24 protein-coding genes are annotated in these 26,277 nt (G+C 60.5%); 14 read left to right on the top strand and 10 right to left on the bottom strand.

The window, feature by feature from the left end; genetic code table 11:
- The first annotated feature begins 7 nt into the window (after nucleotides 1-7).
- Both NE850_RS34720 and NE850_RS34725 read left to right on the top strand, forming a co-directional pair.
- Nucleotides 8-580: a sigma-70 family RNA polymerase sigma factor gene (locus NE850_RS34720; protein ID WP_007181903.1), complete on the top strand. Its 573-nt coding sequence runs from the start codon at nucleotides 8-10 to the stop codon at nucleotides 578-580.
- The gene (locus tag NE850_RS34725; RefSeq protein WP_310700014.1) at nucleotides 577-1,218 is read left to right on the top strand and encodes a DUF1109 domain-containing protein; all 642 of its coding nucleotides are present in this window, start codon (nucleotides 577-579) and stop codon (nucleotides 1,216-1,218) included. Before NE850_RS34720 ends, NE850_RS34725 begins: the two co-directional genes overlap by 4 nt.
- Before the next feature lie 148 nt (nucleotides 1,219-1,366).
- On the opposite strand, the gene nudC is transcribed toward NE850_RS34725, so the two are convergent.
- Nucleotides 1,367-2,326 (bottom strand): NAD(+) diphosphatase, encoded by a 960-nt coding sequence (nudC, locus tag NE850_RS34730; RefSeq protein ID WP_007181905.1) that lies wholly within the window; start codon nucleotides 2,324-2,326, stop codon nucleotides 1,367-1,369.
- 186 nt (nucleotides 2,327-2,512) lie between these two features.
- Between nudC and NE850_RS34735 the strand changes: the two genes are divergently transcribed.
- On the top strand, nucleotides 2,513-3,958 hold the full coding sequence (locus NE850_RS34735; RefSeq protein WP_165185995.1) for a DEAD/DEAH box helicase: 1,446 nt from the start codon (nucleotides 2,513-2,515) through the stop codon (nucleotides 3,956-3,958).
- A gap of 194 nt (nucleotides 3,959-4,152) precedes the next feature.
- Here NE850_RS34735 and NE850_RS34740 read toward each other — a convergent pair whose 3' ends face one another.
- The 3 genes from NE850_RS34740 to NE850_RS34750 all read right to left on the bottom strand — a co-directional run bounded on the left by NE850_RS34740 (nucleotide 4,153) and on the right by NE850_RS34750 (nucleotide 7,793).
- Nucleotides 4,153-5,169 carry an aldo/keto reductase gene (locus NE850_RS34740; protein ID WP_007181907.1) on the bottom strand — a complete coding sequence of 339 codons (1,017 nt, stop codon included), beginning with the start codon at nucleotides 5,167-5,169 and terminating at the stop codon, nucleotides 4,153-4,155.
- A gap of 55 nt (nucleotides 5,170-5,224) precedes the next feature.
- Nucleotides 5,225-6,472: an ABC transporter substrate-binding protein gene (locus NE850_RS34745; RefSeq protein ID WP_007181908.1), complete on the bottom strand. Its 1,248-nt coding sequence runs from the start codon at nucleotides 6,470-6,472 to the stop codon at nucleotides 5,225-5,227.
- A gap of 76 nt (nucleotides 6,473-6,548) precedes the next feature.
- Nucleotides 6,549-7,793 carry a DUF1479 domain-containing protein gene (locus tag NE850_RS34750; protein WP_007181909.1) on the bottom strand — a complete coding sequence of 415 codons (1,245 nt, stop codon included), beginning with the start codon at nucleotides 7,791-7,793 and terminating at the stop codon, nucleotides 6,549-6,551.
- A 93-nt stretch (nucleotides 7,794-7,886) separates the two neighbouring features.
- Between NE850_RS34750 and NE850_RS34755 the strand changes: the two genes are divergently transcribed.
- Nucleotides 7,887-8,861: a helix-turn-helix domain-containing protein gene (locus NE850_RS34755; protein WP_007181910.1), complete on the top strand. Its 975-nt coding sequence runs from the start codon at nucleotides 7,887-7,889 to the stop codon at nucleotides 8,859-8,861.
- 114 nt (nucleotides 8,862-8,975) lie between these two features.
- Here NE850_RS34755 and NE850_RS34760 read toward each other — a convergent pair whose 3' ends face one another.
- Together NE850_RS34760 and NE850_RS34765 are read right to left on the bottom strand one after the other, a co-directional pair.
- Complete coding sequence (locus NE850_RS34760) at nucleotides 8,976-9,167, bottom strand: DUF2964 family protein (protein ID WP_165185977.1); 192 nt, start codon at nucleotides 9,165-9,167, stop codon at nucleotides 8,976-8,978.
- Between the two features lie 511 nt (nucleotides 9,168-9,678).
- A complete protein-coding gene (locus tag NE850_RS34765; RefSeq protein WP_165185974.1) occupies nucleotides 9,679-10,050 on the bottom strand; it encodes a hypothetical protein in 372 nt (123 codons plus the stop codon).
- Between the two features lie 180 nt (nucleotides 10,051-10,230).
- Between NE850_RS34765 and NE850_RS34770 the strand changes: the two genes are divergently transcribed.
- Nucleotides 10,231-12,105: a glycoside hydrolase family 15 protein gene (locus tag NE850_RS34770; protein ID WP_310700019.1), complete on the top strand. Its 1,875-nt coding sequence runs from the start codon at nucleotides 10,231-10,233 to the stop codon at nucleotides 12,103-12,105.
- A gap of 81 nt (nucleotides 12,106-12,186) precedes the next feature.
- Here the strand turns inward: NE850_RS34770 and NE850_RS34775 are convergent, their stop codons facing one another.
- Entirely contained in the window at nucleotides 12,187-14,715 is a 2,529-nt protein-coding gene (locus NE850_RS34775) for a transglycosylase domain-containing protein (protein ID WP_310700022.1), read from the bottom strand.
- Between the two features lie 180 nt (nucleotides 14,716-14,895).
- Between NE850_RS34775 and fabV the strand changes: the two genes are divergently transcribed.
- Nucleotides 14,896-16,092 (top strand): enoyl-ACP reductase FabV, encoded by a 1,197-nt coding sequence (fabV, locus tag NE850_RS34780; RefSeq protein ID WP_007181915.1) that lies wholly within the window; start codon nucleotides 14,896-14,898, stop codon nucleotides 16,090-16,092.
- Nucleotides 16,093-16,159: 67 nt separating this feature from the next.
- Here fabV and NE850_RS34785 read toward each other — a convergent pair whose 3' ends face one another.
- From NE850_RS34785 to NE850_RS34795, 3 genes are all read right to left on the bottom strand, one after another.
- Nucleotides 16,160-16,504 (bottom strand): hypothetical protein, encoded by a 345-nt coding sequence (locus NE850_RS34785; protein ID WP_007181916.1) that lies wholly within the window; start codon nucleotides 16,502-16,504, stop codon nucleotides 16,160-16,162.
- A gap of 170 nt (nucleotides 16,505-16,674) precedes the next feature.
- Nucleotides 16,675-17,298, bottom strand: coding sequence for a glutathione S-transferase family protein (locus NE850_RS34790; RefSeq protein WP_007181917.1), 624 nt, complete (start codon nucleotides 17,296-17,298; stop codon nucleotides 16,675-16,677).
- A gap of 89 nt (nucleotides 17,299-17,387) precedes the next feature.
- Complete coding sequence (locus NE850_RS34795) at nucleotides 17,388-18,335, bottom strand: AraC family transcriptional regulator (protein ID WP_165185965.1); 948 nt, start codon at nucleotides 18,333-18,335, stop codon at nucleotides 17,388-17,390.
- Between the two features lie 217 nt (nucleotides 18,336-18,552).
- Between NE850_RS34795 and NE850_RS34800 the strand changes: the two genes are divergently transcribed.
- From NE850_RS34800 to NE850_RS34835, 8 genes are all read left to right on the top strand, one after another.
- Nucleotides 18,553-19,383, top strand: coding sequence for an oxidoreductase (locus NE850_RS34800; protein ID WP_007181919.1), 831 nt, complete (start codon nucleotides 18,553-18,555; stop codon nucleotides 19,381-19,383).
- Between the two features lie 117 nt (nucleotides 19,384-19,500).
- Nucleotides 19,501-20,277 (top strand): trans-aconitate 2-methyltransferase, encoded by a 777-nt coding sequence (gene tam, locus NE850_RS34805; protein WP_011488380.1) that lies wholly within the window; start codon nucleotides 19,501-19,503, stop codon nucleotides 20,275-20,277.
- Between the two features lie 153 nt (nucleotides 20,278-20,430).
- Complete coding sequence (locus tag NE850_RS34810) at nucleotides 20,431-20,796, top strand: hypothetical protein (RefSeq protein WP_007181921.1); 366 nt, start codon at nucleotides 20,431-20,433, stop codon at nucleotides 20,794-20,796.
- Between the two features lie 550 nt (nucleotides 20,797-21,346).
- Nucleotides 21,347-22,069 carry a hypothetical protein gene (locus NE850_RS34815; RefSeq protein WP_310700025.1) on the top strand — a complete coding sequence of 241 codons (723 nt, stop codon included), beginning with the start codon at nucleotides 21,347-21,349 and terminating at the stop codon, nucleotides 22,067-22,069.
- 285 nt (nucleotides 22,070-22,354) lie between these two features.
- Complete coding sequence (locus NE850_RS34820; protein ID WP_310700026.1) at nucleotides 22,355-23,143, top strand: hypothetical protein; 789 nt, start codon at nucleotides 22,355-22,357, stop codon at nucleotides 23,141-23,143.
- Between the two features lie 148 nt (nucleotides 23,144-23,291).
- On the top strand, nucleotides 23,292-23,795 hold the full coding sequence (locus NE850_RS34825) for a hypothetical protein (RefSeq protein ID WP_310700027.1): 504 nt from the start codon (nucleotides 23,292-23,294) through the stop codon (nucleotides 23,793-23,795).
- A 1,022-nt stretch (nucleotides 23,796-24,817) separates the two neighbouring features.
- On the top strand, nucleotides 24,818-25,606 hold the full coding sequence (locus NE850_RS34830; RefSeq protein WP_310700028.1) for a hypothetical protein: 789 nt from the start codon (nucleotides 24,818-24,820) through the stop codon (nucleotides 25,604-25,606).
- A gap of 80 nt (nucleotides 25,607-25,686) precedes the next feature.
- On the top strand, nucleotides 25,687-26,277 hold a 591-nt coding region (locus NE850_RS34835), incomplete at its 3' end, for a hypothetical protein (protein WP_310700029.1).

A 26,277-nucleotide genomic window follows, 5' to 3' on the forward strand; every position in this document is an offset into this window, starting at 1 on the left:
GTCCCAGATGAATCGAACTACCGATATCACCGCAGCGCAGGCGAAAGAGGCGCATCTGCGAACCCTGTTCCTGAGTGGGCTGGACGGCAACGGTGCCGCGTACCGGCAATTTCTCGCGGAACTGGGCGCGCACTTGCGCGGCTTCCTGCGCAGGCGGCTTCACGACGGCGCGTCCGACGCCGAAGATCTCGTGCAGGAAATATTGCTTGCAGTGCACAACGCACGGCATACCTACCGCACGCAGGAACCGCTGACCGCATGGATCCACGCGATCGCACGCTACAAGCTGACGGATTACTTTCGGGCGCGCGCCCGGCACGACGCGCTGAACGATCCGCTTGACGACGCGTTCGAGTTGCTCGCCGCACCCGATCTCGAACCGGCGCAAGCAAAGCGCGACCTTGGGAAACTGCTCGAACAGTTGCCTGATCGCCAGCGCCTGCCGATCGTGCATGTGAAGCTCGAAGGGCTGTCCGTGACGGAGACCGCGAAATTGACCGGCTTGTCGGAGTCCGCGGTCAAGATTGGCGTACATCGTGGACTCAAGGCATTGGCTGCAAAGATTCGAGGAACGCGATGAAAACGGATGACTTTATTTCCCTGCTTGCCACCGGCGTCGCGCCGGTGGACCGTTACGCGCTCACGAAACGCTTCGGCGTCGCGATGCTGGCCGGCGCGGCCGGTGCGACGCTGATCATGGCGCTGGTGCTCGGCATCCGGCGCGATCTCGCCCAAGTGGCGGTCACGCCGATCTTTTGGGCCAAGATCGCGTTGCCGTTATGCGTGATGATCGGCTCGCTGTGGATGTCGACGCGGCTTGCCCGTCCCGGCTTGCGCACGGGCGGCAGCGGCTGGCTGATCGCGGCGCCCGTCGCGGCGGTGTGGTTGGCCGGTGCGTATGTACTGATGGCCGCACCGGGCGACGCGAGACTCGCACTCGTGCTCGGCAAAACCTGGCGGGTCTGTCCGTTCAATATCGCGATGCTGTCGATTCCCGGCTTTGTGGCCGTGTTCTGGGCACTCAAAGGACTGGCGCCGACCCGGCTCGTGTTGACAGGCGCCGTGGGCGGCCTGCTGGCCGGGTCGACCGCGACGCTCGCGTATTGCCTGCATTGCCCGGAGATGGGGATTCCATTCTGGGGTGTGTGGTACGTGCTTGGAATGCTGTTGCCGGCGATCGTCGGCGCGCTGCTGGGGCCACGGTTGTTGCGCTGGTGATTGCCGTGCCGGCCGACTCCTCAAAGTCGCGCACGCAATCTCCGCGACTGACTCAATAGCCGAACTTCTGATACGCCTGCGGCGCGCGGGCAACGGAATCACCGCGGTGGTGCCGTGCAGTAAGTGCAGTGCTCTTTTTGCGGGATCCTCAGCCGAGCAATATCGAGCCGCCTTTCTCGACGTACGCCCGCAGCAAATGATGGGCAATGGCGAACGGCTTGGGCGCCGACAGCCCGTCCGCATGCGTGCCCGCGAGCATTGCCGCGACCTCCTGGCGCGTGAACCAGCGAGCGTCTTCGAGTTCGGCCGTATCGACGACGATGTCGGTATCGCTCGCCTGTGCAAAGCAGCCGATCATCAGCGATGAAGGAAAGGGCCACGGCTGAGACGCGAAGTAGACAACCTGTTCACACTTCAGGCGAGCCTCCTCCATCACTTCGCGGCGCACGGCGTCTTCCGCCGTCTCGCCCGGCTCAACGAAACCGGCAAGCGCCGAATACATGCCGGGGGCAAATTGGCGCTGGCGGCCGAGCAGACAACGTTCACCGTCTATCACCAGCATGATCACGACGGGATCCACCCGGGGAAAATGGCGTGCGCCGCAAACATCGCAGGCGCGTTGCCAGCCGGCCATCGCGACGCGGCTTGCAGAGCCGCAGTTCGCGCAGAAAGAGTGGCGGCGATGCCAGTCGAGCATCGACTTCGCCTCGGCCAGTATGCCGAGCGCTCCCGCAGCGACCAGGCCCTGCTGCGCGAGCGAGCGCAGGTCGATGCGCTCATGGCCGGTGCCTGGCAAAGGGGCCTTTGGCGCAAGGTCGAGCGCGAAGCCAAGCGCGAACCGTCCGCTGCCGTCGGTGTCTTCCCCGAGGAAGACGCTATGCAGAGGTTGGCCGAAGGCTGCGGTCTCGCTGGAGACGAACCACGGGTCGTGCTCGCTGCCTCGCTTGAGCAAGGGGACGTCGCCGTCGAAGACAAGAAACCGCGCGGCCGGGTCGCTGCGCAGATGCTCGAGGTAGGCGTGGTCGTCCCGCTTGTCGGAGCGGCGGTTCAGCGGGTTGAGGTTAAAGCCGATGGACGCGGGAAGGGCGGTTATCACGGTCGTTGACATAGAGGCAGGAGGATCCGCAAGTATGGCACGGGGTTCAGTCCGCTCGCACGCCGGGGTTCGTGAGGATTCACACGGCGCAGTATTTTTCCACTCCATTTGAAGCGCCGCTTTGGCGCAGTCAATGGGTTCTACAACTCGCGTGACAAAGTACCCGCTAGAATTGCGGCTTTAGCCCGGAATACGCCAATGTCCTTTGCCTCACTTGGCCTGATCGATCCTTTGCTGCGTAACGTGCAGGATCTCAATTACCAGACACCTACGCCGGTGCAGGCCAAGGCGATTCCTGCTGTGCTGAGTGGCAAGGACGTCATGGCTGCGGCACAGACCGGCACTGGCAAAACGGCGGGTTTTGCGCTGCCACTGTTGCAACGGCTGGTGCAACACGGCCCGGCGGTGTCCAGCAACCGCGCGCGTGTTCTGGTACTGGTGCCCACGCGTGAACTGGCCGAACAGGTGCTGCAAAGCTTTATCGATTACGGCAAAGGCCTCGACTTACGATTTCTGGCCGCCTATGGCGGCGTGAGTATCAACCCGCAGATGATGAAGCTGCGCAAAGGCGTGGATGTGCTCGTCGCTACGCCGGGCCGTTTGCTGGATCTCAATCGCCAGAACGCCGTGCAGTTTGATCAGGTGCAAACGCTGGTGCTGGATGAAGCCGACCGCATGCTGGATCTGGGCTTTGCGCGCGAGCTCAACGCCGTCTTTGCTGCGTTGCCCGTTCAGCGCCAGACCTTGCTGTTCTCTGCCACGTTTACCGATGATATCCGCGCGATGGCGGCGGGCATTTTGCGCGACCCGCTCAATATCAGCGTCAGCCCGCCCAATGCCACGGCTAGCAAGATCAGGCAGTGGGTGGTGACGGTGGATAAAAAGAACAAGCCTGACCTTTTCATGCACCTCGTGGCTGAGAACAACTGGCGGCACGCGCTGGTGTTCGTCAAAACCCGCAATGGCGTGGATTACCTGGCGGCCATGCTGGATGAAGCGGGCTATGCGGTCGACACCATCCACGGCGACAAACCGCAACCCGCGCGCTTGCGTGCGCTGGAACGTTTCAAGACGGGCGAAGTACAGATGCTGGTAGCCACCGATGTGGCTGCGCGCGGTCTGGATATCGACGATCTGCCGCTGGTGATCAACGTCGATCTGCCGATCGTGGCGCAGGACTACGTGCACCGGATTGGCCGTACCGGCCGCGCGGGCGCCAGCGGCGTGGCGGTGTCCCTTGTGTGTGCCGATGAAGCGCCGCAACTGGCCGCGATTGAAGCACTGATCCGGCAAACGCTGCGCCGTGAAGAAGAACCGGGTTTTGAAGCAGAACACCGCGTGCCGCAAACTAGCGCGACGGGCGAGATCATCAGGAAGCCCAAAAAACCCAAGAAGTCCAGAGTGCCGCACGCTGCGCCGCGCGACATGCAGGTGCTCAGCAAAAAACCGCGCCCGCAAAGTGGCGAAAACCAACCCAAGCTTGCGGCGCAATGCGCCGTGGCTGTGGGTAAGGGCACAAGCCTGGTGGGCGGTAGCCCATTCAGCGTGCAAAAGCCACGTAGCAAGCCCGCCGGCAAGCCAACTGCGGGGTCACGTAAGCCGGCTGGCAAACCCGCTGGTGGGCGCGGGAAACGCCAATCTTGATTCGTGGGGATGAGTAAGGCCAGCCCGGAACAGGCTGGCGGTTCGTTTAAGCGAATGAACGATAGGAGGATCGAGCGTCCTGGGATTAAATCCAATATTTGACATAATATAAATTATCAACAAATTGTCTGTTAGTCCAAAGTTCAGATGTCGTGTTTCCGCTAAATTGGCCAGGCGCACTCCATATACAAACCCTACTGCGGCGTCGGCGCATCTTCGCGGATCAACTCGCGGCGTTTCAATTCCGCCCAGAATTCCGCTGGAATTTCAGCCCGGAAGGTTCGAAGATTGTCTTCCAGTTGAGCAACCGTGCGCACGCCCGGAATGTTGGTAGGAATAGCCGGATGACCGAGCACGAATTGCAGCGACGCTGCCTTCAGCGGCACCGAGAACTCGCGGCACACCTGCTCCATCTTGCGCACGCGTTCCAGAATCGCTTCCGGCGCGGGCGCGTAGTTATATTTGGCACCGGGCACCGCGCCCGTCGCGAGAATGCCGCTGTTGTAGCCGCCGCCGAGAATCACCGACACCTGTTTCTCTTCGCAAAGCGGCAGAAAGCCGTCCAGCGCATCCTGCTCCAGCAGCGTGTAGCGCCCCGCCAGCAGCAGGCAGTCGAAATCCTGCCGGCGAATCGCCTCGTGGGCGACCTGCCACTCGTTGACACCCAGCCCCACCGCCTTCACCACCCCTTCGTCACGCAGTTTCAGCAGGGCCTTCGACGCGCCCGCCATCGCCGCCTCGAACATCTCAGGTTGACGCTCGCCGTGAGTAAAGACGTCGATATCATGGATCAGCGCGATGTCGATGTGCTCCAGCGCCAGCCGCTGCAGACTGTCTTCGATCGAGCGCATCGTGCCGTCGTAGCTGTAGTCGAAAACCGGCTCGAACGGCAGTCCATCAACCCACGGCGCGAAGTTGATCTCGGCGCGCTTGCGCGGCTTCAGGAGCCGTCCAACCTTCGTCGACAGCACATACTGGTCACGCGGACACCAGCGCAGCCCCTGCCCGCAGCGCGCCTCGCTCAAGCCGTAGCCATACATCGGCGCGGTGTCGAAGTAGCGCACGCCTGCGTCCCACGCTGCCTTGATCAGTGCAGCCGAATCCTCCTCGCTGATCGGCCTGAAGATGTTGCCGATCGGCGCCGCGCCGAACCCCATCACAGTTGTTTCGAGCCCTGAACGCGGCCATTTTCGCCTTGCTACCGGATCCATCGTTGTCTCCTTTCAACAGTCAAGCAGCGTTTGATAAAGAGTCAATACAGTGCTCTTATTTGACCTTCGCGGCAGCGGCAAGCTTTCGCACGCCCTCTTTCGCATCCTCATTCGAGTTCATGAAATTCGTGACGACGTCGGTTATCGCGCCGGCGGTCACCGAGGACTGAAGCTCACCGAAAGCCAGCGACGGCAGAAATCCGCCCGATTTGATCGTGGCCAGCTCGTCCGTACGTGACTTTCTGGCGCAGCTGTCGAACTTGTCCATAGGCACATCGAGCCGGACAGGAATGGAACCCTTGTAGAGACTGAACTGCTGCTGGAAATCAACCGACATGATCGTTCTGGCGAGCGCAAGCTGCCCCGGCGTCGCATCCTTTTTGCCGTTCTGCTGAAAGAACACGAATGCATCCGCCGTGTACGTATAGGCATTCGACGTGCCGGGCGCGGCGGCGCAGATATAGTCGACATCCGCCTTTTTGTTCGCGTTGGCGAACTCTCCCTTTGCCCAGTCGCCCATGAACTGCATGCCGCCCGAGCCGGAAATCACCATTGCCGTCGCGAGATTCCAGTCGCGGCCGTGATAGCCCTTATCGAAGTAAGTGCGGATTTTCTGGACAGTCTCGAACACCTGCACCATTTGTGGCGAAGTCAGCGTTTTCTGATCGAGATCGACGAGAGCTTTCCGGTAAAAGTCCGCGCCCTGGGACAGCACCACCGTCTCCCAGATAGTCATATCCTGCCAAGGCTGACCACCATGCGCAACAGGCGTGATGCCGGCTGCGCGAAACTTGTCGGCGAGTGCGAAGAACTCGGGCCATGTGGTGGGCGGCGTACCGCCGACTTTGTCGAGGTCGGCTTTGTTGATCCACAACCAGTTGATTCGATGCACCGAGAACGGTGCAGCCACATAGTGACCGCCCGCCTTCATGGCACTGTCTATTTGCGCGGGCGTATGTGCCTTCCAATCGGTCGCGGCCTGATCGATCGTGACCAGCGACCCCTGCTCCGCCCAATCCTGGATCAATGGCCCCTTGATCTGCGCCGCCGAGGGCGCGTTGCCCGAGATGACCTGCGTCTTCAGCGCGGTCATGGCCGCCGCGCCCGCGCCCCCCGCGATCGCAAAGTCTTTCCACTCGTAGCCCTGTTTGCTCATATCGTCCTTGAGCACGCGGATCGCTTTCGATTCGCCGCCGGAGGTCCACCAGTGCAGCACCGAGAGCTGTTCGGCGGCAAATGCCGCATGCGTTCCAGCCGTGAGCAGCGTGACAGCCGTCGCAACCGACGTCAGTGATCGTTTCATTGCAGTCTCCGAGTTTTTCGTTATGGTTGGACGACGCGTGCGCAATCAGACGACCGCGCGTGCGTGCCCATGTCAACTACAGATCAAACCCGAGTTGTGCCCTGCCAAGCGGCGTCAGGTCTTCAGCCGTGGCGCGGCCGGTGAAATCGACTTCAAAATGGTCGGCTGGGAAATCAGGCGGGCTTTCACCCTTCAGGAAGCTCGGCAATTGACGCTTCAGGTAAGCGTCGTTTTTTGCGCACGCGGGGACGGAGGCAATGTACATCACATTGCTATAGCCGGCGCCCTTATGCTCGTCTTCGACCGCATGGATGACGTCGCTGTGCCAGAACACGGTGTCGCCCGCTTCCATTCTGGGAATCGACGACAATGCCTCGAACAGTGGCGCATGAAATTCCGGCTTGATCGAGAGCGCGCGTCCGGGCATTGCACCGCACAGGTCGTCTTCCGCGACGTCGTCCTGAAGCGCGCGCAGCAGGATATACACCATCGAATTGGCAATCGGGACGAGTTGCAGCGTGCCGTCGCCAGGGCCTTGCGGGGTCAAGGCTGTCCAGCCCTGAAACGTGCGGAACATCGAACAGACGGCCGGCGAAGCGATTTCCTCGACATCGGTTCGGAACGCCGCGTCGAAAGCATCGTAGTCGCGCCAATTGCCCGCGAACACGTGGCGGTACACCTTGCGGAAATTGCTCTCGATCCAACGCTCGACCGAGCCGCCGTCGCAATGCGCCGACAAGCCGAGCGACGCCGAGCCAGGCGGCCGGCGACGCAAACGGTCGGCATAGACAGGCACATGCAGCGGATCGAAGTGGACGCGCCCGTCGCTCTCATTGCGCCACAGTTTGTTGAGGAACACGCGCGCCACGGTCAGCGATTCCGACTGACGGGCCAGCACTTGCGGCTTCGACCAGTACACGCCATAGATCTGCGGCTTGCTTGAGGCCAACTGGCCGAAGTATTTGTCCTCGGCGCGGTTTTCGAGGCGTTTGTCGAGGTTATTGGTCTCGACATAGTTGGCAATGTCCTGGTCCCAGCCGTGCACGAGTACGCGAGGAAACACCTGACGAATAACGCATGCACCACGCGCCTTGACGAGCGCAATCTGGTCCGGCGTGACACGTTGTCCGGTTATGTCTGAAAACTGAATCTCGGGAATGACGTCTTCTCCACGATCCCGCTGAGCGGCGATTCGCTTTGCCTCGGCAATGATCGCCGCTTCGACTTCGGCGAACACCTCCCGGTAGTTCGGCAAGGCCGCGCGCAACTCCTTTTTTGCTTGCCGGATTGCGCCTGGCAAGTCATCGATTTTCAGCGCCATGAATGTCTCCGTATGAATTTCGTATGCGCTAGGATATGCCGCGCATGCGGGCCGTGGTGATACTATTCAGGCAATTCATTTGCGTTTTCGGCCATGAAACCAGCCTACGAACACGTCGAATTTGGCAAGGACTGTTCGGTCCGGGTTTACCACCGGCGGCTCCCGCGTATTCCGTTCGAGTGGCATCATCATCCGGAGTACGAGTTAACGCTGACCATGAACAGTCATGGCAAGCGCTACATCGGCGACTCGGTCAACGACTATGAGGCCGAGGATCTCGTCCTCGTGCCGCCGGATTTGCCGCATACGTGGGCATCGAATCGCTCGATCGAGCCGTCCTCGCCGCAAGTCGCCATCGTTATCTGGTTCGACGGCGATTGGGCGCGGCGCATGGCTGACTGTTGCCGCGAATATGAACCGTTGCGCAAGCTGTTGCGCAGGGCCGCATGTGGGCTGGCGTTCGAACCGCCTGCGGGTGAATGGATGCGTGGGCGGCTGGAGCAATTGCTATCGAACGTGGCGCGCGAGCGCCTGAGCGCCGCGCTCGATATTCTGTGCATGCTCGCTGACGCGCCGGGTCAACCGCTCGCTTCGCCGAGCGCGTTCAATCAGGCGAGCATGGGTCCATCCGGCCACGAGCCCGAACAGATCAACCGCGTGCTTTCGATGATCGACGCGCGCTTTGCCGAACCGCTGCGGCTGCCGGAACTCTGCGCGGCGGCCAGCCTGTCGGAACGCACGCTCACGCGTTACTTCGTTCAACATATCGGTGAGAGCGTGGGCCGGTATATCGCCCGGGTTCGCATTGGACACGCGTGCCGGATGCTGGCCGATACCTCTCTGCCTGTCGCCGTGATCGCCGCGCGGTCCGGCTTCGCGAACGTTGCCAATTTCAATCGACAGTTCAAGGCCGCGAAGCAGACGACGCCGGCTGAATTCCGCCGGCAGTTCGCGACTGCGGGTTCGGCAGATCAGGACGCGGAGGCGCGCTTGACCGAGCGGTCGCCTTCCCTTCAAAGAAAGCGAAAATCGTCAGGCGAAAAAAACGGCGAGGCGAGCGCCTCGTAGCGGCCGGCCTGAGCGCCCCTGCGCGGGACGTCTCGCTTATTGTCTTACTGTCCGGGCAAGACGTGGCCTTGCCGGAACGGAAGACCGGAACACTTCCTCAAGCATCGCGAAACCTCACAACTTGTCCGTCGGCCGCGGAGTCAGCATCAGCGCGAGCACCGCGACGCCGACCACCAGCAGCACGCCGCCGTATAACGTCGCGTTGCGAGTGTCGAACAGCACACCGTGAATGACCATTGCCATGCCGGCCAGCGCGACGAATACCGCGATGGCCGCGAACACGATCCGACGTTCGGCGCGAATCATGGCGCTCTCCCGCGAGATGGTTAGTGCCGTAAGACGCACTGGGACAACGGAGAGCTTCGACCCGCGCAGTATTCTCTTTCTGGCAATGCTGGTTGCGCGCTGGAGTCGAGTCATCCGCCCGGGTTACCGTGAAGAGCCGGTTAGCTCGCGTATCGACGGTGCCTGTCGGAAAGCTTGCAACAGGTTCGCTGCGAACCGTTGCCAAGCCTGTTTTAAGCCCATTTTCAGGCCTGTTTGTAAGCCGGCCGGTCGGCGGGCTACCGAATCTCCGCTACCACGATCGTATGGGTCGTGAGGCGGGAACCTCAATCTATCGTAGGCGGCTCTCGGCCAATAGTAAATACGGATAACCAGGCCCGCTCGCCACCTGCGCTGCCGCGAATATCCACGGCAAGCGCCATCGCGCAACGCGGATTTTCTCGGGATCGAGGGTGTACTCAGGGATGCTGACGATCGACCGGCAAGGCGACGACCAATCGATTCATGACAAGATGCAACGCCGATTTCACGCCTAGAATTTCGGATGACATTCGAAGTTCATGGATGACCCATGCTCCGTCAGCACTTGCACGCCGCTGACGGTTTCCATCGTCACGCTGGTCTGCATGCCGCGGCGCTCGCAATAGTCGCGCGCCTGATTCATGGCCTGTTCATGCGCGCGAGCCCATGCCATCCGGCCGCCTGTCGCGCTTGCCGCGACCGCGTAGGTGTTGGGCTTGCCGGTGGCCACCACGTCGCTGGATGACGCGCATCCCATCAGACTCGCGCACGCGGCAATGGCCGCGACGACCGCGCGCGCGTGCCGCGACAACGGGATTCGCCCGCTGAGCACGCCGGATGTCGCCGCGTCTTCGCGTATGCGGCCTGAAACCGTGTTGAACATGTATCACCTGCACATCATTGCGGATTAACCAGTCATGAATTATCCGCAATCGCGCGCCAGAGATCAGCCTCGCCATCTGAAAACACTGTTGCTTGAGCCTGAACAATCCGGCCCGGCACGGTCGTTGCTGACGGTCGTTCATGTGAGCGCATCGTGGCTCGTTTCACGGAGTGTGCAGGCATGCCCGATCATCGACCTTTCCTGCCGAGACCCGCCCTCGCGACCGACGCGCGCGGCGTGATCGGCAATATGAAAACGACAGCGCTGGTTTCGCTGCGCGGCTCGATCGACTTCATGTGTTTTCCGCGCATCGACTCTCCGGCCATTTTCGCCAGCCTGCTCGAACCTTCGCGTGGCGGTGCCTTTTCGATCGCCCCCAGGTGCGAAACCGCCAACGTCAAGCAGATGTATCTTCCGGACACCAATGTTCTGTTGACGCGTTTCATGACGCCCGAAGGCGTGTGCGAACTGATGGACTTCATGCCGGTGCCCAGGGACGGCGGCGAGCTCAGCGCCGATACGCCGTTGCCGAACTGCGTCATCCGCGTCGTACGGATGGTGCATGGGCGCATGGCGTTCACGATGCGTTGCGAACCGCGCTTCGACTACGCGGACGGCACGCACACGGCGCATATCGTCGAAGACGGAGCGGTGGAATTTCGCGCCGCGCAGACTGGCATTGAAGGCGGCAGCGAAATGCAACTGCGCCTGAACAGCACCCTGCCCCTCGCACTCGACGGCCGCGCCGCGCATGCCGAATTCGAACTCCAGCATGGCGAGTCGGCCGGCTTCGCTTTCGGCGACGCCGCCGGCTTGCGCGAAAAGTCATTCGACTGCGAAGCGGCGCTCGCCGATACGATGCAGTACTGGCGAAGCTGGTCGGCGCAATCGACCTATCGCGGCCGCTACCGCGAAGTCGTGATGCGCTCGGCGCTGACCTTGAAGCTGCTCAGTTCCAGCGAGCACGGCGCGATCGTGGCCGCGCCGACCTTCGGCCTGCCCGAAGCGCTCGACGGTTCGCGTCGCTGGGACTATCGCTTCACCTGGATTCGCGACGCCGCTTTCTCCGTGTACGCGCTGTTGCGCCTCGGCTATACCGGCGAAGCGCGGCATTTCATGAAGTGGATCGCCGAGCGCAGCCGTCATTGCGACTCGGACGGCTCGCTGAACGTCATGTACACCGTCGACGGCAGGAAGCCGCCCGCGGAGACCGAAGTCGCGTCGCTATCGAACGGCGACAGCGCCACGGGCGCGCCGCTCGTCGGCAACGCCGCGCGTGAGCAGATCCAGCTCGACGTGTACGGCGCACTGCTGGATGCGATCTATCTGTACAACAAGTACGGCGCCGCGATCTCTCACGCAGGCTGGCGCGACGTCACGCGCACCGTCGATTACGTGGTCGAACACTGGCGCGAGCCGGACCACGGCATCTGGGAGTTTCGCAACGGCCTGCGGCCCCTGCTCCATTCCCGGCTCATGTGCTGGGTCACGCTGGACCGTGCGCTGCGTCTGGCGGAAAAGCGTTCGCTGCCCGCGCCGCTCAAGCGCTGGTTCGATACACGCGACGCAATCCGCGCCGACATCCACGAGAACTTCTGGAACGACGAACTGGGCGCGTTCGTGCAGACGCCGGATTCGAAACGGCTCGATGCATCCGCGCTGATGATGCCGCTCGTGCGCTTTATCGGTCCGACCGATCCGCGCTGGCTCGGCACGCTCGACGCAATCGGCAGCGAACTCAAGGTGGACCCGCTGATCTTCCGCTACACGCGAGGCTCGACTCTCGACGGCCTGCCCGGCATAGAAGGCGGTTTCAGCGCCTGTTCGTTCTGGTACGCGGAAGCGCTGGCGCGGGCCGGGCGCGTGGACGAAGGCCGGCTCGTGTTCGAGAAGATGCTCGCGTACGCCAATCACGTCGGCCTGTTCTCCGAGGAGGTGGCAACCAGCGGCGAGGCGCTCGGCAATTTTCCGCAGGCTTTGACGCATCTGGCGCTGATCAGCGCCGCGTATCAGCTCGATCGCAATCTCGACAAGGTGCACATTCCGTGGACGTGACGAGCACGGCGTGCGGCGCAAAAACGTCCGCAATCGGACCTCGGCGCCGGCTCTGCGTCGACATCGTGCCAGCTTCGCACCTCAAGGCGAGCTGCCGCCGTTCGTCGACGTTTCCGGCAACGCGTTGGCCGGGCTGCCGGCGTCCGGCGGCACCACATCGTCGGGCGTGGGCGTCGGCGCCAACGCCGGCTCGCCACCGCCGCGCGCTTCACCGTCGACCGCCCCGCTCGCTGCTGTCGGCGCTGAACCCGGCGCGGACCCGGGCGCCTGAAGCAACGGCGGTTGCGGTATGTCACGCGGCTCCGCCACCGTAACGGACGCCGACGGCTCCGTGGGTACGGCAGGCACCGCAGGCACAGCAGCAGCCGGCGCGCGCCGCGTCGTACCGCGCGGCGCAACCGTCGCCTCCGGCCCGGCCGGCGACGACGATGCGAACAGATTCCCGAACCACTCGCGCAACCTGGCCGAGCGCTCGGCGAACCAGCCCGGCTCCTGGTCGGTCGCGAATTTGACGCGGGTATCGATCAGCCTCGAGCGCTGCGCGCGCTGGAAGAAATCGCCGACGATCGGCAGCGCGCTGTGCGCCCCCTGCCCCCAATAGTCGCTGCGCAAGGTCACGCGGCTGTCGTTGAAGCCGACCCACGCGCCCGCCACGAGCTGCGGATGGATCAGGATGAACCAGCCGTCCGCATTCCCCTGTGTCGTCCCCGTCTTGCCGGCGACATCGCCACGCACGCCAAAGCGGCTGCGAATGCTCGACCCCGTGCCGCGGTTCACCACGTCGCGCATGACGTCGATGAGCATCCGGTCGGCATCGGCGGAGAGTTCCTGTTTGGGCGGCACCGGCGCGAACTCGGCCAGCACGTCGCCCTTGCGGTCCTCGATACGCGTGACCATCACCGGCTCCACGTAGCCGCCCAGATTGGCGATTGTGCTGTAGGCCGAGACCATCTCCTTCAGCGTGACGGGGCTCGTGCCCAGCGCGAGCGACGGCACCGGGTCCAGCTCGCTGTCGCGCACGCCCATCGCGCGGGCAAGGCGCGCGACCTTGTTCGGCCCCACCGTTTCCATCAACTGCGCGGTGATCCGGTTGCGCGAATACGCGAGGCCGTCGCGCAGGCTGATGTTGCGTTCGCTCGGCTCGTCCTCGTCGCTCGGACGCCAGACTTCGCCGCCTGCCAGCGGAATTTCCACCGGCTTGTCCACGAAGGTATCGGTGGGCTTGGCGCCTGCCTCGAAGGCCGCCGCGTAGACGAACGGCTTGAAGGTCGAACCCGGCTGGCGCCGCGCCTGCTGGACGTGGTCGAACGGATCCTGGCTGAAGTCGCGGCTGCCCACCCATGCCCGGATCTGGCCGTTGCGCGGGTCCATCGCCAGAAAGTCCGCCTGTACGCGCGTCTTGGACTCGCACAGCGACTTCACGAGGTCGCGATCGGACGAGACGCGCTTGAGCGCGTCGTCGTCGCTCAGGCCCGCGTCTTTGGCGGCGTGATAGTCCGGTGTTTCGCGCAGAAAGGTTTGCAGCAGGTCGCGCCCGTTAGAGCAGCCCGCGCGAGTGCCCCACGCCGAATTGGCGATGCCCTGCAACTGGTTGCCCTGCAAGGTGACCGCCTGGGTGGCCATAGTCTGCAGACGCGAGTCGATGGTGGTGCGCACCACCAACCCGTCGGCGTACATGTTGTAGTCGTTGCGATCCGCCCATGACGCCAGCCACTTGCGCAATTGCTGCGCAAAGTGCGGCGCCGGTCCGGGCGGTTCGGTCTGGCGCTCGAAATCGATGCGCAACGGTTTGCGGCTGAGCGTGGCGTAGGCCGCTGGCGTCAGCTTGCCGTACTTGACCATCTGCCCGAGCACCGTATTGCGCCGCTGCAACGCACGTTCGGGGTTGATCACCGGGTTGTAGTAGCTATTGCCCTTCAGCATGCCGGTGAGCGTCGCGCTTTCCAGCACGGTCAGATCGGAGGCCGATTTGTCGAAATAGGTGCGGGCCGCCATCTCGATGCCGTACGCGTTATAGAGGAACGGCACCGTGTTCAGGTAGGTCTCGAGAATCTCGTCCTTGGTGTAGAGCGCCTCGATCTTGAAAGCCGTGATCGCTTCCTTGAGCTTGCGCGTGAGCGTCGGCGCGCGGCCGATCTCGTCGGGGTAGAGATTGCGGGCGAGCTGCTGGGTGATGGTCGAGCCGCCCTGCCGGTCGCCGGAAAACGTATGCAGCGCGGCCGAGGCCGTGCGCCGCCAGTCGAGACCCCAATGCTGGTAGAAACGGTGATCTTCGGTGGCGATCAGCGCGTTCACCACGTTCGGCGAGATGTCCTTGAGCTTGACCCATTCGCGGTTGGAGGGCTTGAATTCCGCCAGCAGCTTGCCGTCCGCCGACAGAATCTGCGCCGGCTGCTCGACCTTCGCCTTGCGGATGTCGCCGATGCCCGGCGTGAACGGAATCAGGATCAGCACGTACAGGACGAACAGCAGCGGAATCGCGGCACAAGCCTTCAGCACGCCGCGCCGGGTCGGATGGCGCAAGTGCCACAGGGCTTGGGCGATCAGCGGGTTCGCCAGGGTCAGCCCTTTTTCAAGGGTCTCCAGCAATGAGGGGATCAGGCGCTTCACACTAGCTCGTAGTCGGCTTGGAAAGGCGCAATCCTACCAAGATGCGCGGCGGCAGCCGATTTTTGTGGTCCCAGCGCGTGGCGGGAGCGCCGCAAGCCGCCAAACCGGCGCGGCGCGCCCGCCACGCCCGCAACAATCGAGGCCCACTATAATGTCGCCAATTCCGACAAGAGGTGCTTCATGATCATCAAACCGCGCGTGCGTGGCTTCATCTGCGTTTCTACTCACCCGACCGGCTGCGAGGCCAACGTCCGGGAACAGATCGAGTACGTCAAGGCACGCGGCCCCATCGCCAATGGCCCGAAGAAGGTGCTCGTGATCGGCGCATCCACGGGTTATGGCCTAGCCGCCCGCATCAGCGCGGCATTCGGCTCCGACGCCGCCACGCTCGGCGTGTTCTTCGAGCGCGCCGGCAGCGAAACCAAGGCGGGCACCGCCGGCTGGTACAACACCGCCGCCTTCGAGAAATTCGCCACGGAACAAGGCCTGTACGCAACGAGCGTCAACGGCGACGCCTTCTCCGACGCAGTCAAGCAGCGCACCATCGAGGTCATCAAGCGCGATCTCGGTCAGGTCGATCTGGTCGTCTACAGCCTCGCCGCGCCCAAGCGCACGCATCCGAAAAGCGGCGAAGTGTTCAGCTCGACCCTGAAGCCGGTCGGTAAGGCCGTGAATCTGCGCGGTATCGACACGGACAAGGAAGTCATCAAGGAAACCGTGCTCGAACCCGCCACCCAGGACGAAATCGACCACACCGTCGCGGTGATGGGCGGCGAAGACTGGCAGATGTGGATCGACGCCCTGCTCGAAGCCGGTGTGCTCGCGGACGGCGCGAAGACCACCGCGTTCACCTATCTCGGCGAAAAAATCACGCACGACATTTACTGGAACGGTTCGATCGGCGCCGCCAAGAAAGACCTCGACCAGAAGGTGCTCGGCATTCGCGAGAAGCTGGCGGCCAAAGGCGGCGATGCGCGCGTCTCCGTGCTCAAGGCGGTCGTCACGCAGGCCAGCTCCGCGATCCCGATGATGCCGTTGTATCTGTCGCTGCTCTTCAAGGTCATGAAGGAAAAAGGCACGCATGAGGGCTGCATCGAGCAGGTCTATGGCCTGTACAAGGACAGCCTGTACGGCGCGGCTCCGCATCTCGACGACGAAGGGCGTTTGCGCGCGGACTACAAGGAGCTCGACCCTGAGGTGCAGAACCGCGTGCAGGCACTCTGGAGTCAGGTGACCAACGACAATATCTACGAACTCACCGATTTCAGCGGCTACAAGACGGATTTCCTGCGTCTGTTCGGCTTCGAGATCGCGGGCGTGGACTACGAAGCGGACGTCAATCCGGACGTGCAGATTCCGAAGCTCGTTCAGGTTTGATGAATGCAGGGCTTGCGGCGGCCTCGTTCGCTATACAGCACCGCCGGTCACGTTGCCCCGATCTATCTCAGCAAGGAAACGCGGCCTGAAGCGAACGAAGAATCGCGAGGCCGATCGGAAAGTCGTCCGAAATGCTCGGGTGATTGTTGAAAAACTCGTCGAGCAACGGGTAGACGTTCTGGTTGCCAATGGCGAGATTTTGCGGCGGGCAGAAAAGCGGCGGACGCTTCTTCGATACCAGGTCGCCGTTCGCCCAGCCGAACGCGTTGATCGTGCCGGTAATGTACGCCGCGTAGATCGAGTTGTTATCGGCGTGCGCCCATTTTTTGTACTGCGCGGCCGTCATCTCGGCACTCGCATTCAGAGTGAAGCACGCTGTCAGTAACGCCAGCGCAATTTTCGATACCCGCATCGTGGAACCTTCAATCGGTGTCGCAAAAGCGGCCATTGTAGGCGACTCGGAGCACGGTGCGCAGAAGCGCTTGCGCCGCCAGCAATTCGTAAGCGTCGCATACGTATTTTGTAAACGGAGCAGATGTCCGCAAGCGTCTGCGCAAGACGGACTGCGTTCGCTGGCAGGCGTTATGGTGTGCCGTTGCGGCAGTACGCCCAGTAAGCTTCGCGCGTGGCGAGACGTGCCATATATGCCTCGACGGCGAGCAAATCGCCGTGCTGCAACGGCGTTTCCAACCAGCGGTTGATTGACAGCGCGATCGGAATATCGGCGAGCGAAAACGCGCTTCCCGCGATGAACGCGCCGGTTTTTGCCAGTTGCCCTTCGATCATGGCCATATGCCTCGCCCAATTCGCGCACGACAGATCGATCTGGCTTCGGTCCTGGTGTGCCGGAGAACGCCGGACCAGCGCCAGAAAGGCATAGCTCCAGGCGCGGTTCAATTCGCTCGCCTGCCAGTCGATCCACTGATCGCAGCGGGCGCGCTCGCACGGATCGGCGGGATATAACGACTCGCCGTGATAGCGGCCGGCCAGATAGCGAATGATCGAGTTCGACTCCCACAGCACGAAATCGCCGTCCCTGATGACGGGAACCATCGCGTTGGGATTCAGCGCGAGAAATTCGGGCACGCTGGTCGCGCGAAATCCGGAGCCCCAATCTTCCTGTTCGAATGGAAGCGCGAGCTCCGCACACGTCCACAGGACTTTGCGGACGTTGATGGACGAGGTCTTGCCGAGAATCTGCAGCATGGGTTCAAAGTGTATCGACGGCGCGCTGGAGCGGACAGGCACGGTTCGCGTCGTGAGCACCGGGCCAGCCCATTAGCCCATTAGCCCGCTCAGTGCGACGCGACGAAGATCGAGCCCGGCGCGGGCGGCGGAATGGCGAAGGTTCTGCGCATCCGCTCGGCCTCCTCCACTGGGCTGCGGCCGAACAGGCGCCTGAACTCGCGGCTGAACTGCGAAGCGCTCTCATAGCCGACCTGCACGGACGCCAACGCCGCCGTCACCTCGTTTCTCACCATCAGAAGGCGCGCCTGATGAAGCCGCGTCGACTTCAGATATTGCATCGGCGAGGTGCGCGTCACCGCCTTGAAGTGCGCGTGCAAAGTGGGCACGCTCATGTTTGCTTCGAGCGCGAGTTGGCCGACGTCGAGCGGTTCGCGATAGCACGCGTGAATCTTGCGGATCACCCTGGCGATCCTCGCGAACTGGCCTTGTGCGGTTAGCGCGGCACGCATCGATCCGCCCTGCTCGCCGGTCAGCACGTGGAAGTAGATTTCGCGTACCAGCGCCGGTCCGAGCAACTCCGCCTCCAGCGGCACGCTCATCGCTTCCAGAAAGCGCAGCACCGTGGCGCTCAGCTTGGCATCGAGCGGCGTCGACATCATGCCGCGCGGCTCGGCCGGCACGCCCGCGTCGCGCTCGTCGAGTTGCAGCATCAGATCGGCGGCGACCTTGAAGTCGAGGCGCAAATAGATCGCAAGCAAAGGCTTCGCCGCGCTCGCTTCGGTTTCCATCGAGAACGGCACCGGCACCGAGACGGCCAGGTAGTGCTGCGCGTCGTACACGTACACCGTGTCGCCGAGAAAGCCCCGTTTGCGCCCCTGGCACACGATCACCACACCCGGGTCGTACAGCACGGGCGTGCGGCTGAGCGGCCGGTTAGAACGCAGGAAGCGCACGTCGGGCAAGATCGTGAGGTTGTAGCCTTCCACCGGTGCGAGATTTTCGAGCAAGGCCACCATGCGTTGCCGCGCGGGGGGTTCTCCGTGTTTGAACGCCATTCCGATCCCTGTCAACGTAATCAACCAGACTGCAATGTGCCACCGTCGCGCTGGAAAATCCATCTGCTCATAGGATTAGGCAATCACCGCAGACGAACCGGCATTTTCGCCCGCCTTTGCCGCTCCTACCATTCTGTCCTGTGCAGGCCGGTCGATGCCGTGCGCTTTCATCCGAAGGCGCCGTGTGACGACCGGCAAAACAAAGGAGTGGATCACCATGAGCAAAACGTTTCTGATCACCGGTGTCAGTTCCGGCTTCGGCCAGGCATTCGCGCAGGCGGCGCTCGACGCGGGCCATACCGTCGTCGGCACGGTGCGCAATGACGCCGCGCGCAGCGCGTTCGCGGCGCTAGCCGCCGAACGGGCCCACGCCATCGTGCTCGACGTGACGCAATTCGATGCCATCGCGCCCGCCGTCGCCGCGATCACGCAAACCGTCGGGCCGATCGACGTGCTGGTCAACAACGCCGGCTACGGGCACGAAGGCACCCTGGAAGAGTCGCCGCTCGACGATATGCGCCGGCAGTTCGACGTCAACGTGTTCGGCGCGGTGGCGATGATCAAGGCCGTGCTGCCCGCCATGCGCGAGCGCCGCTCGGGTCACATCATCAACATCACGTCGATGGGCGGCTTTATCACGATGCCCGGCATTGCGTACTATTGCGGCAGCAAGTTCGCGCTCGAAGGCATCACCGAGACGCTGGCGAAGGAAGTGGCAGGCTTCGGCATCAAGGTGACCGCAGTCGCGCCCGGCTCGTTTCGCACCGATTGGGCCGGCCGCTCGATGGTTCGCGCAGGCCGCAGCATCTCCGATTACGATGCCCTGTTCGACCCGATCCGCGAAGCGCGCGAAATGAAGAGCGGCAAGCAGGCCGGCGATCCGCGCAAAGCGGCTCAGGCGCTGCTCGCGATCGTCGCGGCGAACAATCCGCCGGTGCATCTGCTGCTCGGCAACGACGCGTTCGATCTGGTGAAATCGAAACTGGCCGCACTGAACGCGGAGATCGACGCGTGGGAAGCGCTGTCGCGCTCGACCGACTTCGCATGAAGCAATGATGCCCGTGCGTGAGCGAGAATGAGCGAACCGGCACGGTTCAACTCAGGACGCGAGGCAGACGGCAGCGCCGGCAACCGGTCCGGCCATCACGCACAAAAGGGGTATCAGATGACGTCGAAGAAGGATTGGGAAGCAAAGCAGTACGTGTTGTTCGAAAACGAGCGCACACGTCCGGTCAGGGATCTGCTGGCGGCCGTGCCGGCAACGGACGTGAAGACCGCGGTGGACATTGGCTGCGGACCCGGCAATTCGACTGAAACGCTCGCCGCGCGCCTGCCGGGCGCGGCGGTCAGCGGCATGGACAGTTCGCCCGACATGATCGAGGCGGCCCGCAAACGCCTGCCGCAATTCCAGTTCGACGTGAGCGACATTTCCACGTGGGACGCGCCGGGACCATACGATCTGATCCTCGCCAACGCGGTGCTGCAATGGGTGCCGGACCATGAGCGGCTGTTTCCGGCGCTCGTGGCGAAGCTCGCGCCGGGCGGCAGCCTCGCCGTGCAGATGCCGGACAATCTGGACGAACCCGCGCACCGCCTGCTGCGCGAAATCGCTGCGGACGGCCCGTGGGCGCCCACGCTCAAGGGACTCGAGCGCACCGTGCGGTACGGCGCCGGCTGGTACTACGCGTTGCTCGAGCCGCTGTGCGCGCGTGTCGACGTATGGCGCACCGTCTACCACCACCCGCTTGCGGGCGGCGCGGACGCGGTGGTCGAATGGTTCAAGGGCAGCGCGCTGCGGCCGTTCCTCGCCGAACTCGACGACGCCGGGCAAACCGCCTTCCTGCAGCGATACCGGGACGCGATCGCCGCGGCTTATCCGGCGCTCGCCGACGGCACGGTGTTGCTGCCGTTTCCGCGGCTGTTCATCGTCGCCACCCGCTAGCTCTGCGGGCCGCGAGCGGCGGCCTGTGGTGCCGGCGCGCCAGGGTACTCAGGAATTGCCGCGCTTGAATTGTGCGTGATATTGTTCAATGAAAGCGGAGGACGGCGGCTTGCCATCCTCACCGGAACGCAATTTACAGCAGCGAGCGTCGCCATGAGTGATGTACGCCATCATCTGAGTCCACGTGACCGTTTGGAGCTGTTGTGCTGGCTCACATGCGGAAGTCTTGGCGCTTATTACCTGAATGAGGATTGGCCCGACGCGGCGTTTCATGTGCAGGCCGCGCATAAATGGCTCGACCGCCGCGCGCGCGAGGCCGACTGGTTGAGTGTTGCGAAGCTCTCCGCCACCGCGGTTGAGATTGCGCGGCGGCATGCGCAGTTTATCGAGGCCGATTGGGCCAGAGATGCGGTCGAGGAGATTCTGGATACGGATGAACTCGATCCTCAAGCCAGGCTTGTGCGGCAGGTGATTGCGGATTGCCAGAGTGCTTTGGCGGATAAGAGGCTGGCGGATTAGTGCTTGATCGCGGGTATATCGGTAACGCGCTGGTCACTGCACTCACCGCACTCCCTGCGAGGCGGGATTTCGTTCTGTTTTTTGCATATCGGTAGGCGCCGGTCCACTAGCATTCGGGCCCGCAGGAGGTCAAAGGGAGAAAACCCCGCCTGCTCAAGCCTGCCACTGTTCGTGGACCAGCCAAACCATTCGATCACACCGCGGAGCGGCGCGCTAGGGTTGTGTCGAAATTTGACAAATCTGCGGTCCCTGACCAGACCGACTCGCGCTCTTCCAAATGCTGCCCGGCCATGCCCCGGCGCTCGCTGGCGGGCGCAATGTCGAGCCTGTACCCGAACGGCCGGGCTTACCTCAAGTTTTCATATCCACCCGAGACGCGAGCCCGGCGCCCTTGCGTGCGTTCGTTGATCGCCCAAGTCGCACTGACAATTCCCCACCCTATTGCAGCCGTTTCTGATGGACGGCTATACGGTGTTTTCTGGATCATCTTTGAATACGCAAAAAAAACGCGCGAGCGATAACGATCAACCCACCGATCCAAACTACATGAATGTCTAAGACAGCAAAAACAATATGGGTGGCCGCTGTAATTGCTATTACGTCCATCTGCTTTGCATTTGTGAAACGCGACCGGCCGAGTTCTGCCTCAGAAACGCAGATCGCGGCTTTTAACCCTTACCCAATCGGCTCACCGGCCCGCATAGAGCAGGAAAAGTTTTTAGATTGGCTGATGGGAAACGCTCAGCTCGGTCGGGCTGCAGCATCACCAGGCTTAGTGGACCGGCAGAAACTGGCCAGTCGTCTTATGGCCACCGGGATGGGACGACTGCCCGATGACATGCTGGAGAAATACCTTCCTCTGGTGAGCAAGATAGTTGAATCACTTGACGTAGAGTCATGCGGAAAATTCATGAAGAGAGAGCTACCGCAAGCGCAGTTCGTTGCAAGCGCTAACGCAGTCATTGGCGACTTCAATGCTGACGAAGCGAATACGTGGTTTTCTGTTGAGAAATCAGCTATTCAGGCCGATCTTAACGGAGAACCGGTGGTGCCAATAGATAGCGAACAAACGCCATACGATCTTATGAAGTTCGCTGCCTCTCTGCCAGGTAATCAAAGTGCAGAATTTCTGCTGCGATTACGCAGGTTTCCCACCGCATCTTATGGCGAGGCATGCACTGTGACCCGGACGCTTTTATCGCAAGGAAGCAGACTGAACGAACCCTATCGGGGACGAGTCGCTCGACTACTGCTTACCAGGCAGGCAGGTTGACGCAGATATCAGGTACTGCAGACGGACGCGGAAAATGTCCGCAACAATGCCACACCGGCAGGTAACAGAGCGCTTGCTCGATGTGGCGCGGCATGGATTCCGCAAAGTATGTTCGCGCTGCGGAGACAGAACAACGGCGTACTGCTACGGGCGCCCGAACGCGAATTCAGATTTTTCAGAGCCTTAATGCGGATAATTCCTCTGGACCGCTATGCAGATTTTCTTCGATCATTAAGTCACGCCGAAAAGGCGTCAAAGCAGTAAATCGTCAATCGGGACTTCTACATGGCCCCAGAAGCAAGCTACCGCAAGCGGAAGAAACGAATGAAATTGACGACGAAATTCTTTCTCAGCGGCGTTGTAATTGTCTGTGTCGTGACCGTTTTTTTTCGTGGCTGGCATCTTGCGCCTAAGGGTGGCATTGAGGAAATCAAGCGGAGTAATCCGGTGTTAGGGGTTAGTTCTTTTTCAAAATCATCGCCGATTTATCAAGCTGCCGAAGATTATCGTCGGTGGTTATTTGGAGATAAAAAATTTTCTGAAAAGACCGGCGACTTAAGTTTGGCGGATAAGTTTCTGCTCTCCGGCCGATATATCGACAAAGGGGCCTCCCGCTTGCCAACTGCTCTTCTGGAGGAACGTCTTTCGTCTGTTGGCAAGATATTGGCATCATTGGATACTCATACGTGTGGCAGATATTTGAGGGGAGAAATGCCCTACTCGGAGTTCGAAAACCGTATCTTTCCGGTGATGGAATCATTCAGCGAGGCCGAATCTAAAGCATGGTTCGCCGTCAATAGAGCTGCCATCGAGGCACAGTTGAATGAAGCGCCAATTATTGTTCTGTCAGCCGAAGACGCGAAACGGACCATCCGAAAACTCCTGAGTTCGATGTATGAACCTCAATCAAAAGAGTTCCTTGCCGCGCTGGGTAGTCTAAAGGCTGCCGATGACGATGATGCCTGCCGAACGGCCCGTATTCTCTATGTCCGGGGAAATTCTCTACCAGAGCCTTATCGTGGATACATGGCGAGAATGCTTTTGACAAGAGACGAAGGGCGTGAAGAACCCTGATGGTGGGCGGCACCAGAAATAAATGCGAAAGCAGTGTTGGCGTAGCCTTTTCATTTCGTAAAATCGCCTCCGGCGCCGATATGAGCGCGAGACTGACGCCCGTCCTTCCTCGGCGATTTATGCTGCGATTCACTATATAAAAATAGTAATGACTATCAACCTAAATATCCGTCATGTTGCGGTCCTGCTTGTCACTGCCGTCGCCGCGTTTTCTCTTGGATCCCTTGTCACCACAAAATACCATGCCAAGACTCCGGTCAATGAAAACAAGAACGCCTACAGCCGAACTGGCGAAGCCGTTGTCGATAGATCCGCCGCGTCAGATAATCCGTATTCACTGTCCTCACCCATGCGCCGTGAGTATGACGAATTTCGTAAATGGGTACTCGAGAATAAAAAAATAGCCGCTCTCAGCCCTTCAGGAAATCCACAAGATCTGCTGGACCTTTCAGGCACACTGGAAGCCAAGGGGGTGTCTAAAATATCAACAGAACTGCTGGAGCAACGCCTTTCATCGGTAAATAAGATAATAGCGTCTCTGGATGCTCATACATGCAGTACGCTCATAAGAGGAGGGTTCAACCTCTCGGAGTTCACGATCCAGGCCTTTCCGGTAATGAACTCGTTCGATGAAGGCGAAGCGAAAGCCTAGATCCAGGTTAACAAGGCTGCCATCGAAGCGGAACTGGCCGGATCACCAAATATCGTGTTATCGACCGAGGACGCAACGCTAGCCATTATAAGAATAGCAAGGCTATCGAATGCATCCCAATCGAGAACATATTTCAGTGGGCTCGCCAGTTTGAAGACGGCAAGCGACGAGGATGCATGCGCGACGGCCCGCACGCTTTATTCAAAAGGAAATGCGCTGCCGGAGCCTTATCGTGGATACATGACGAGATTGCTCCTTACAGGGCGTAACGGGAATGAAAAGATTTACTAACTAGGGTAATTAAATTATGTTCCATACAAATCTGAATTACTTGCCACAGATTGACCCGCCAACTGAGGACTATCGAACAATGCCGTTGTGCGACTCAATCCCTAGTGTAGCCGAGTCTATTGCAATGCGCCGCCTCCGGAATCAACGCGCCGCGGCAAAAGCATAAGACGCCGTCGGTGCAACTCATTCGAGTCGTCATTGACCCGACGTGCAACCAGACTGGCTCTTTATAGCGACGTGAATCCGTCACCCCTTACGCAGCCAGCGAACTCCCGCACCTGGTTCCAATACGATGCTGGAGGCGAGATCAAGCCTGTAGCTGAAAGACCCGTTACCTCTGCTTCCGACGGCACCCTCTGCCCGTTCCTCGGTAGTCATGTTCCGATCCACTTTCGCGACCTCTGCGTCCTTCCGTGCGTGTGCGCATCGCCTAAGCATCGACAATTCCGGGCTCTATTGCAGATGTTTCTAATAGACGGCCGTACGGCGTTTTCTGGATCATCTCTGCAAACGCAAAAAAACGCGCGAACAATAAAGATCACCCCAACAGATTTGGATTACATCAATGTCTAACACAGTAAAACCAATATGGATGGCCGCTGCAATCGCTATAACTTCCATCTGCTTTGCATTGGTGAAGGTACGTTAAAAGAGCACCTGAGAGGTGGAAGACTACCGCGTCGGCGACGTCCACGACTCCGAATTTACAGCCTCGGAAAATGGAAATTAACATGAAATTAAATCCTCTTCATATTACGATTTTGGTTGTCACGGCTGCAGCGGCTTTTTTATTGGGTGGCTATTTAGCCAATATCCACATTAATGCAAGGGGTGCCGACAATATCCGTCCGGTGATCCTTGGCAAGGAAAATTCAGACGCTAATAATTACGTTGCCCTGCGAGTGAATCCTTACGATGCATCGGCTCCCATTTACAGTGAGTTCAACGACTACCGAAAATGGTTATTAAATAACAAGGATATAAAGGCTGCAAATGGCGCAGCAGATCCAATTGGTTTGATGCTGTTATCTGGTCAACTGGCGGCAAAAGGAATGCCCCGTTTGCCAACGGACTTACTTGAGCAACGATTTTCATCTGTTAACAAGATATTGCCGTCGCTGGACAACCATGTCTGCGCCACGTTGATAAAGGGAAACTTTGATGCTACAGAGTTTACGGCGCAGTCTGCTTCGATAATGAACTCATTTAATGCAGAGGAAGCGAAAGCATGGTTTTCTGTTGGTAGAGCCGCGATCGAGGCGCAACTACATCGGTCGCCAGTTATCGTCCTTTCCACTGAAGACGCAACGCGAAGCATTGTCAAGATTGCCAAATCAATGTATGCACCACAATCCAAGGAATTTATTGAAAGATTGGCTGGGCTGAAGACGGCGTCTGATGAGGAAGCTTGTGCGACGGTGCGAATTTTCTATTCACAAGGCAATTCGTTGCCTGAACCTTATCGTGGGTATATCGCGAGAATGCTGCTCACCGGGAGCGAGGGCAACGAAAGAATTTGATGATTAATCTGAGAAAAGTTTAATTCGAATCCCTATTCGCAACTTGCTTTTCAATAAACGCCGGATGGAGTTAACAATAAATGCCAACCTTTACGTTTTCGGATTATTTCGGACCAGTATCCGACGCTGTTTCATCCATGATGATTGCCGGCGAGACGGCCGCTGGGCGTGACCCCGCGGAGACGGCTCTCGCCATCGGTACGGCGGCGGCTAGTAACATAGCAGCCGTCAACGGCAGTGAGGCATTGGGGGGGCTCAGTACGTTTGTCGGCACGACCGGCACGCTGACGATAACCATGAACAAGCTTGACGGTCAGGTGCGAGATATGTCGCTCTCTATGGGACGCTACGATAAAGCCGTAGCGTCGGGCGACGTGGGGGCAATTAGCGCCGCAGGACTGAATGTAGTCAGTACGGTCTCGGTCGTGGTGAATTCCATCGGGTCGTTGGTCTCTGCTATTGCCAGTACACTGTTGACCATCGGTACTGTGCCTGCGACTGTAGCGGCTCCCGTTGCCAGCGTTGGCCTGGCAATATCGGCAATGGCTGGCCTGATCGCAATGACCGCCACCAATGCGGTAGTGGACGCAGTGAAATCGGCTGCGGCCGAAATTGGCAGCCTGCTTGACGCTATCAACTCGCAGTCAGGCACGGCCGGCATGGGAGGGGCG

It is taken from the genome of Paraburkholderia sp. USG1 (genome assembly GCF_031570135.1).
Classification (GTDB): Bacteria; Pseudomonadota; Gammaproteobacteria; order Burkholderiales; family Burkholderiaceae; genus Paraburkholderia; species Paraburkholderia dioscoreae.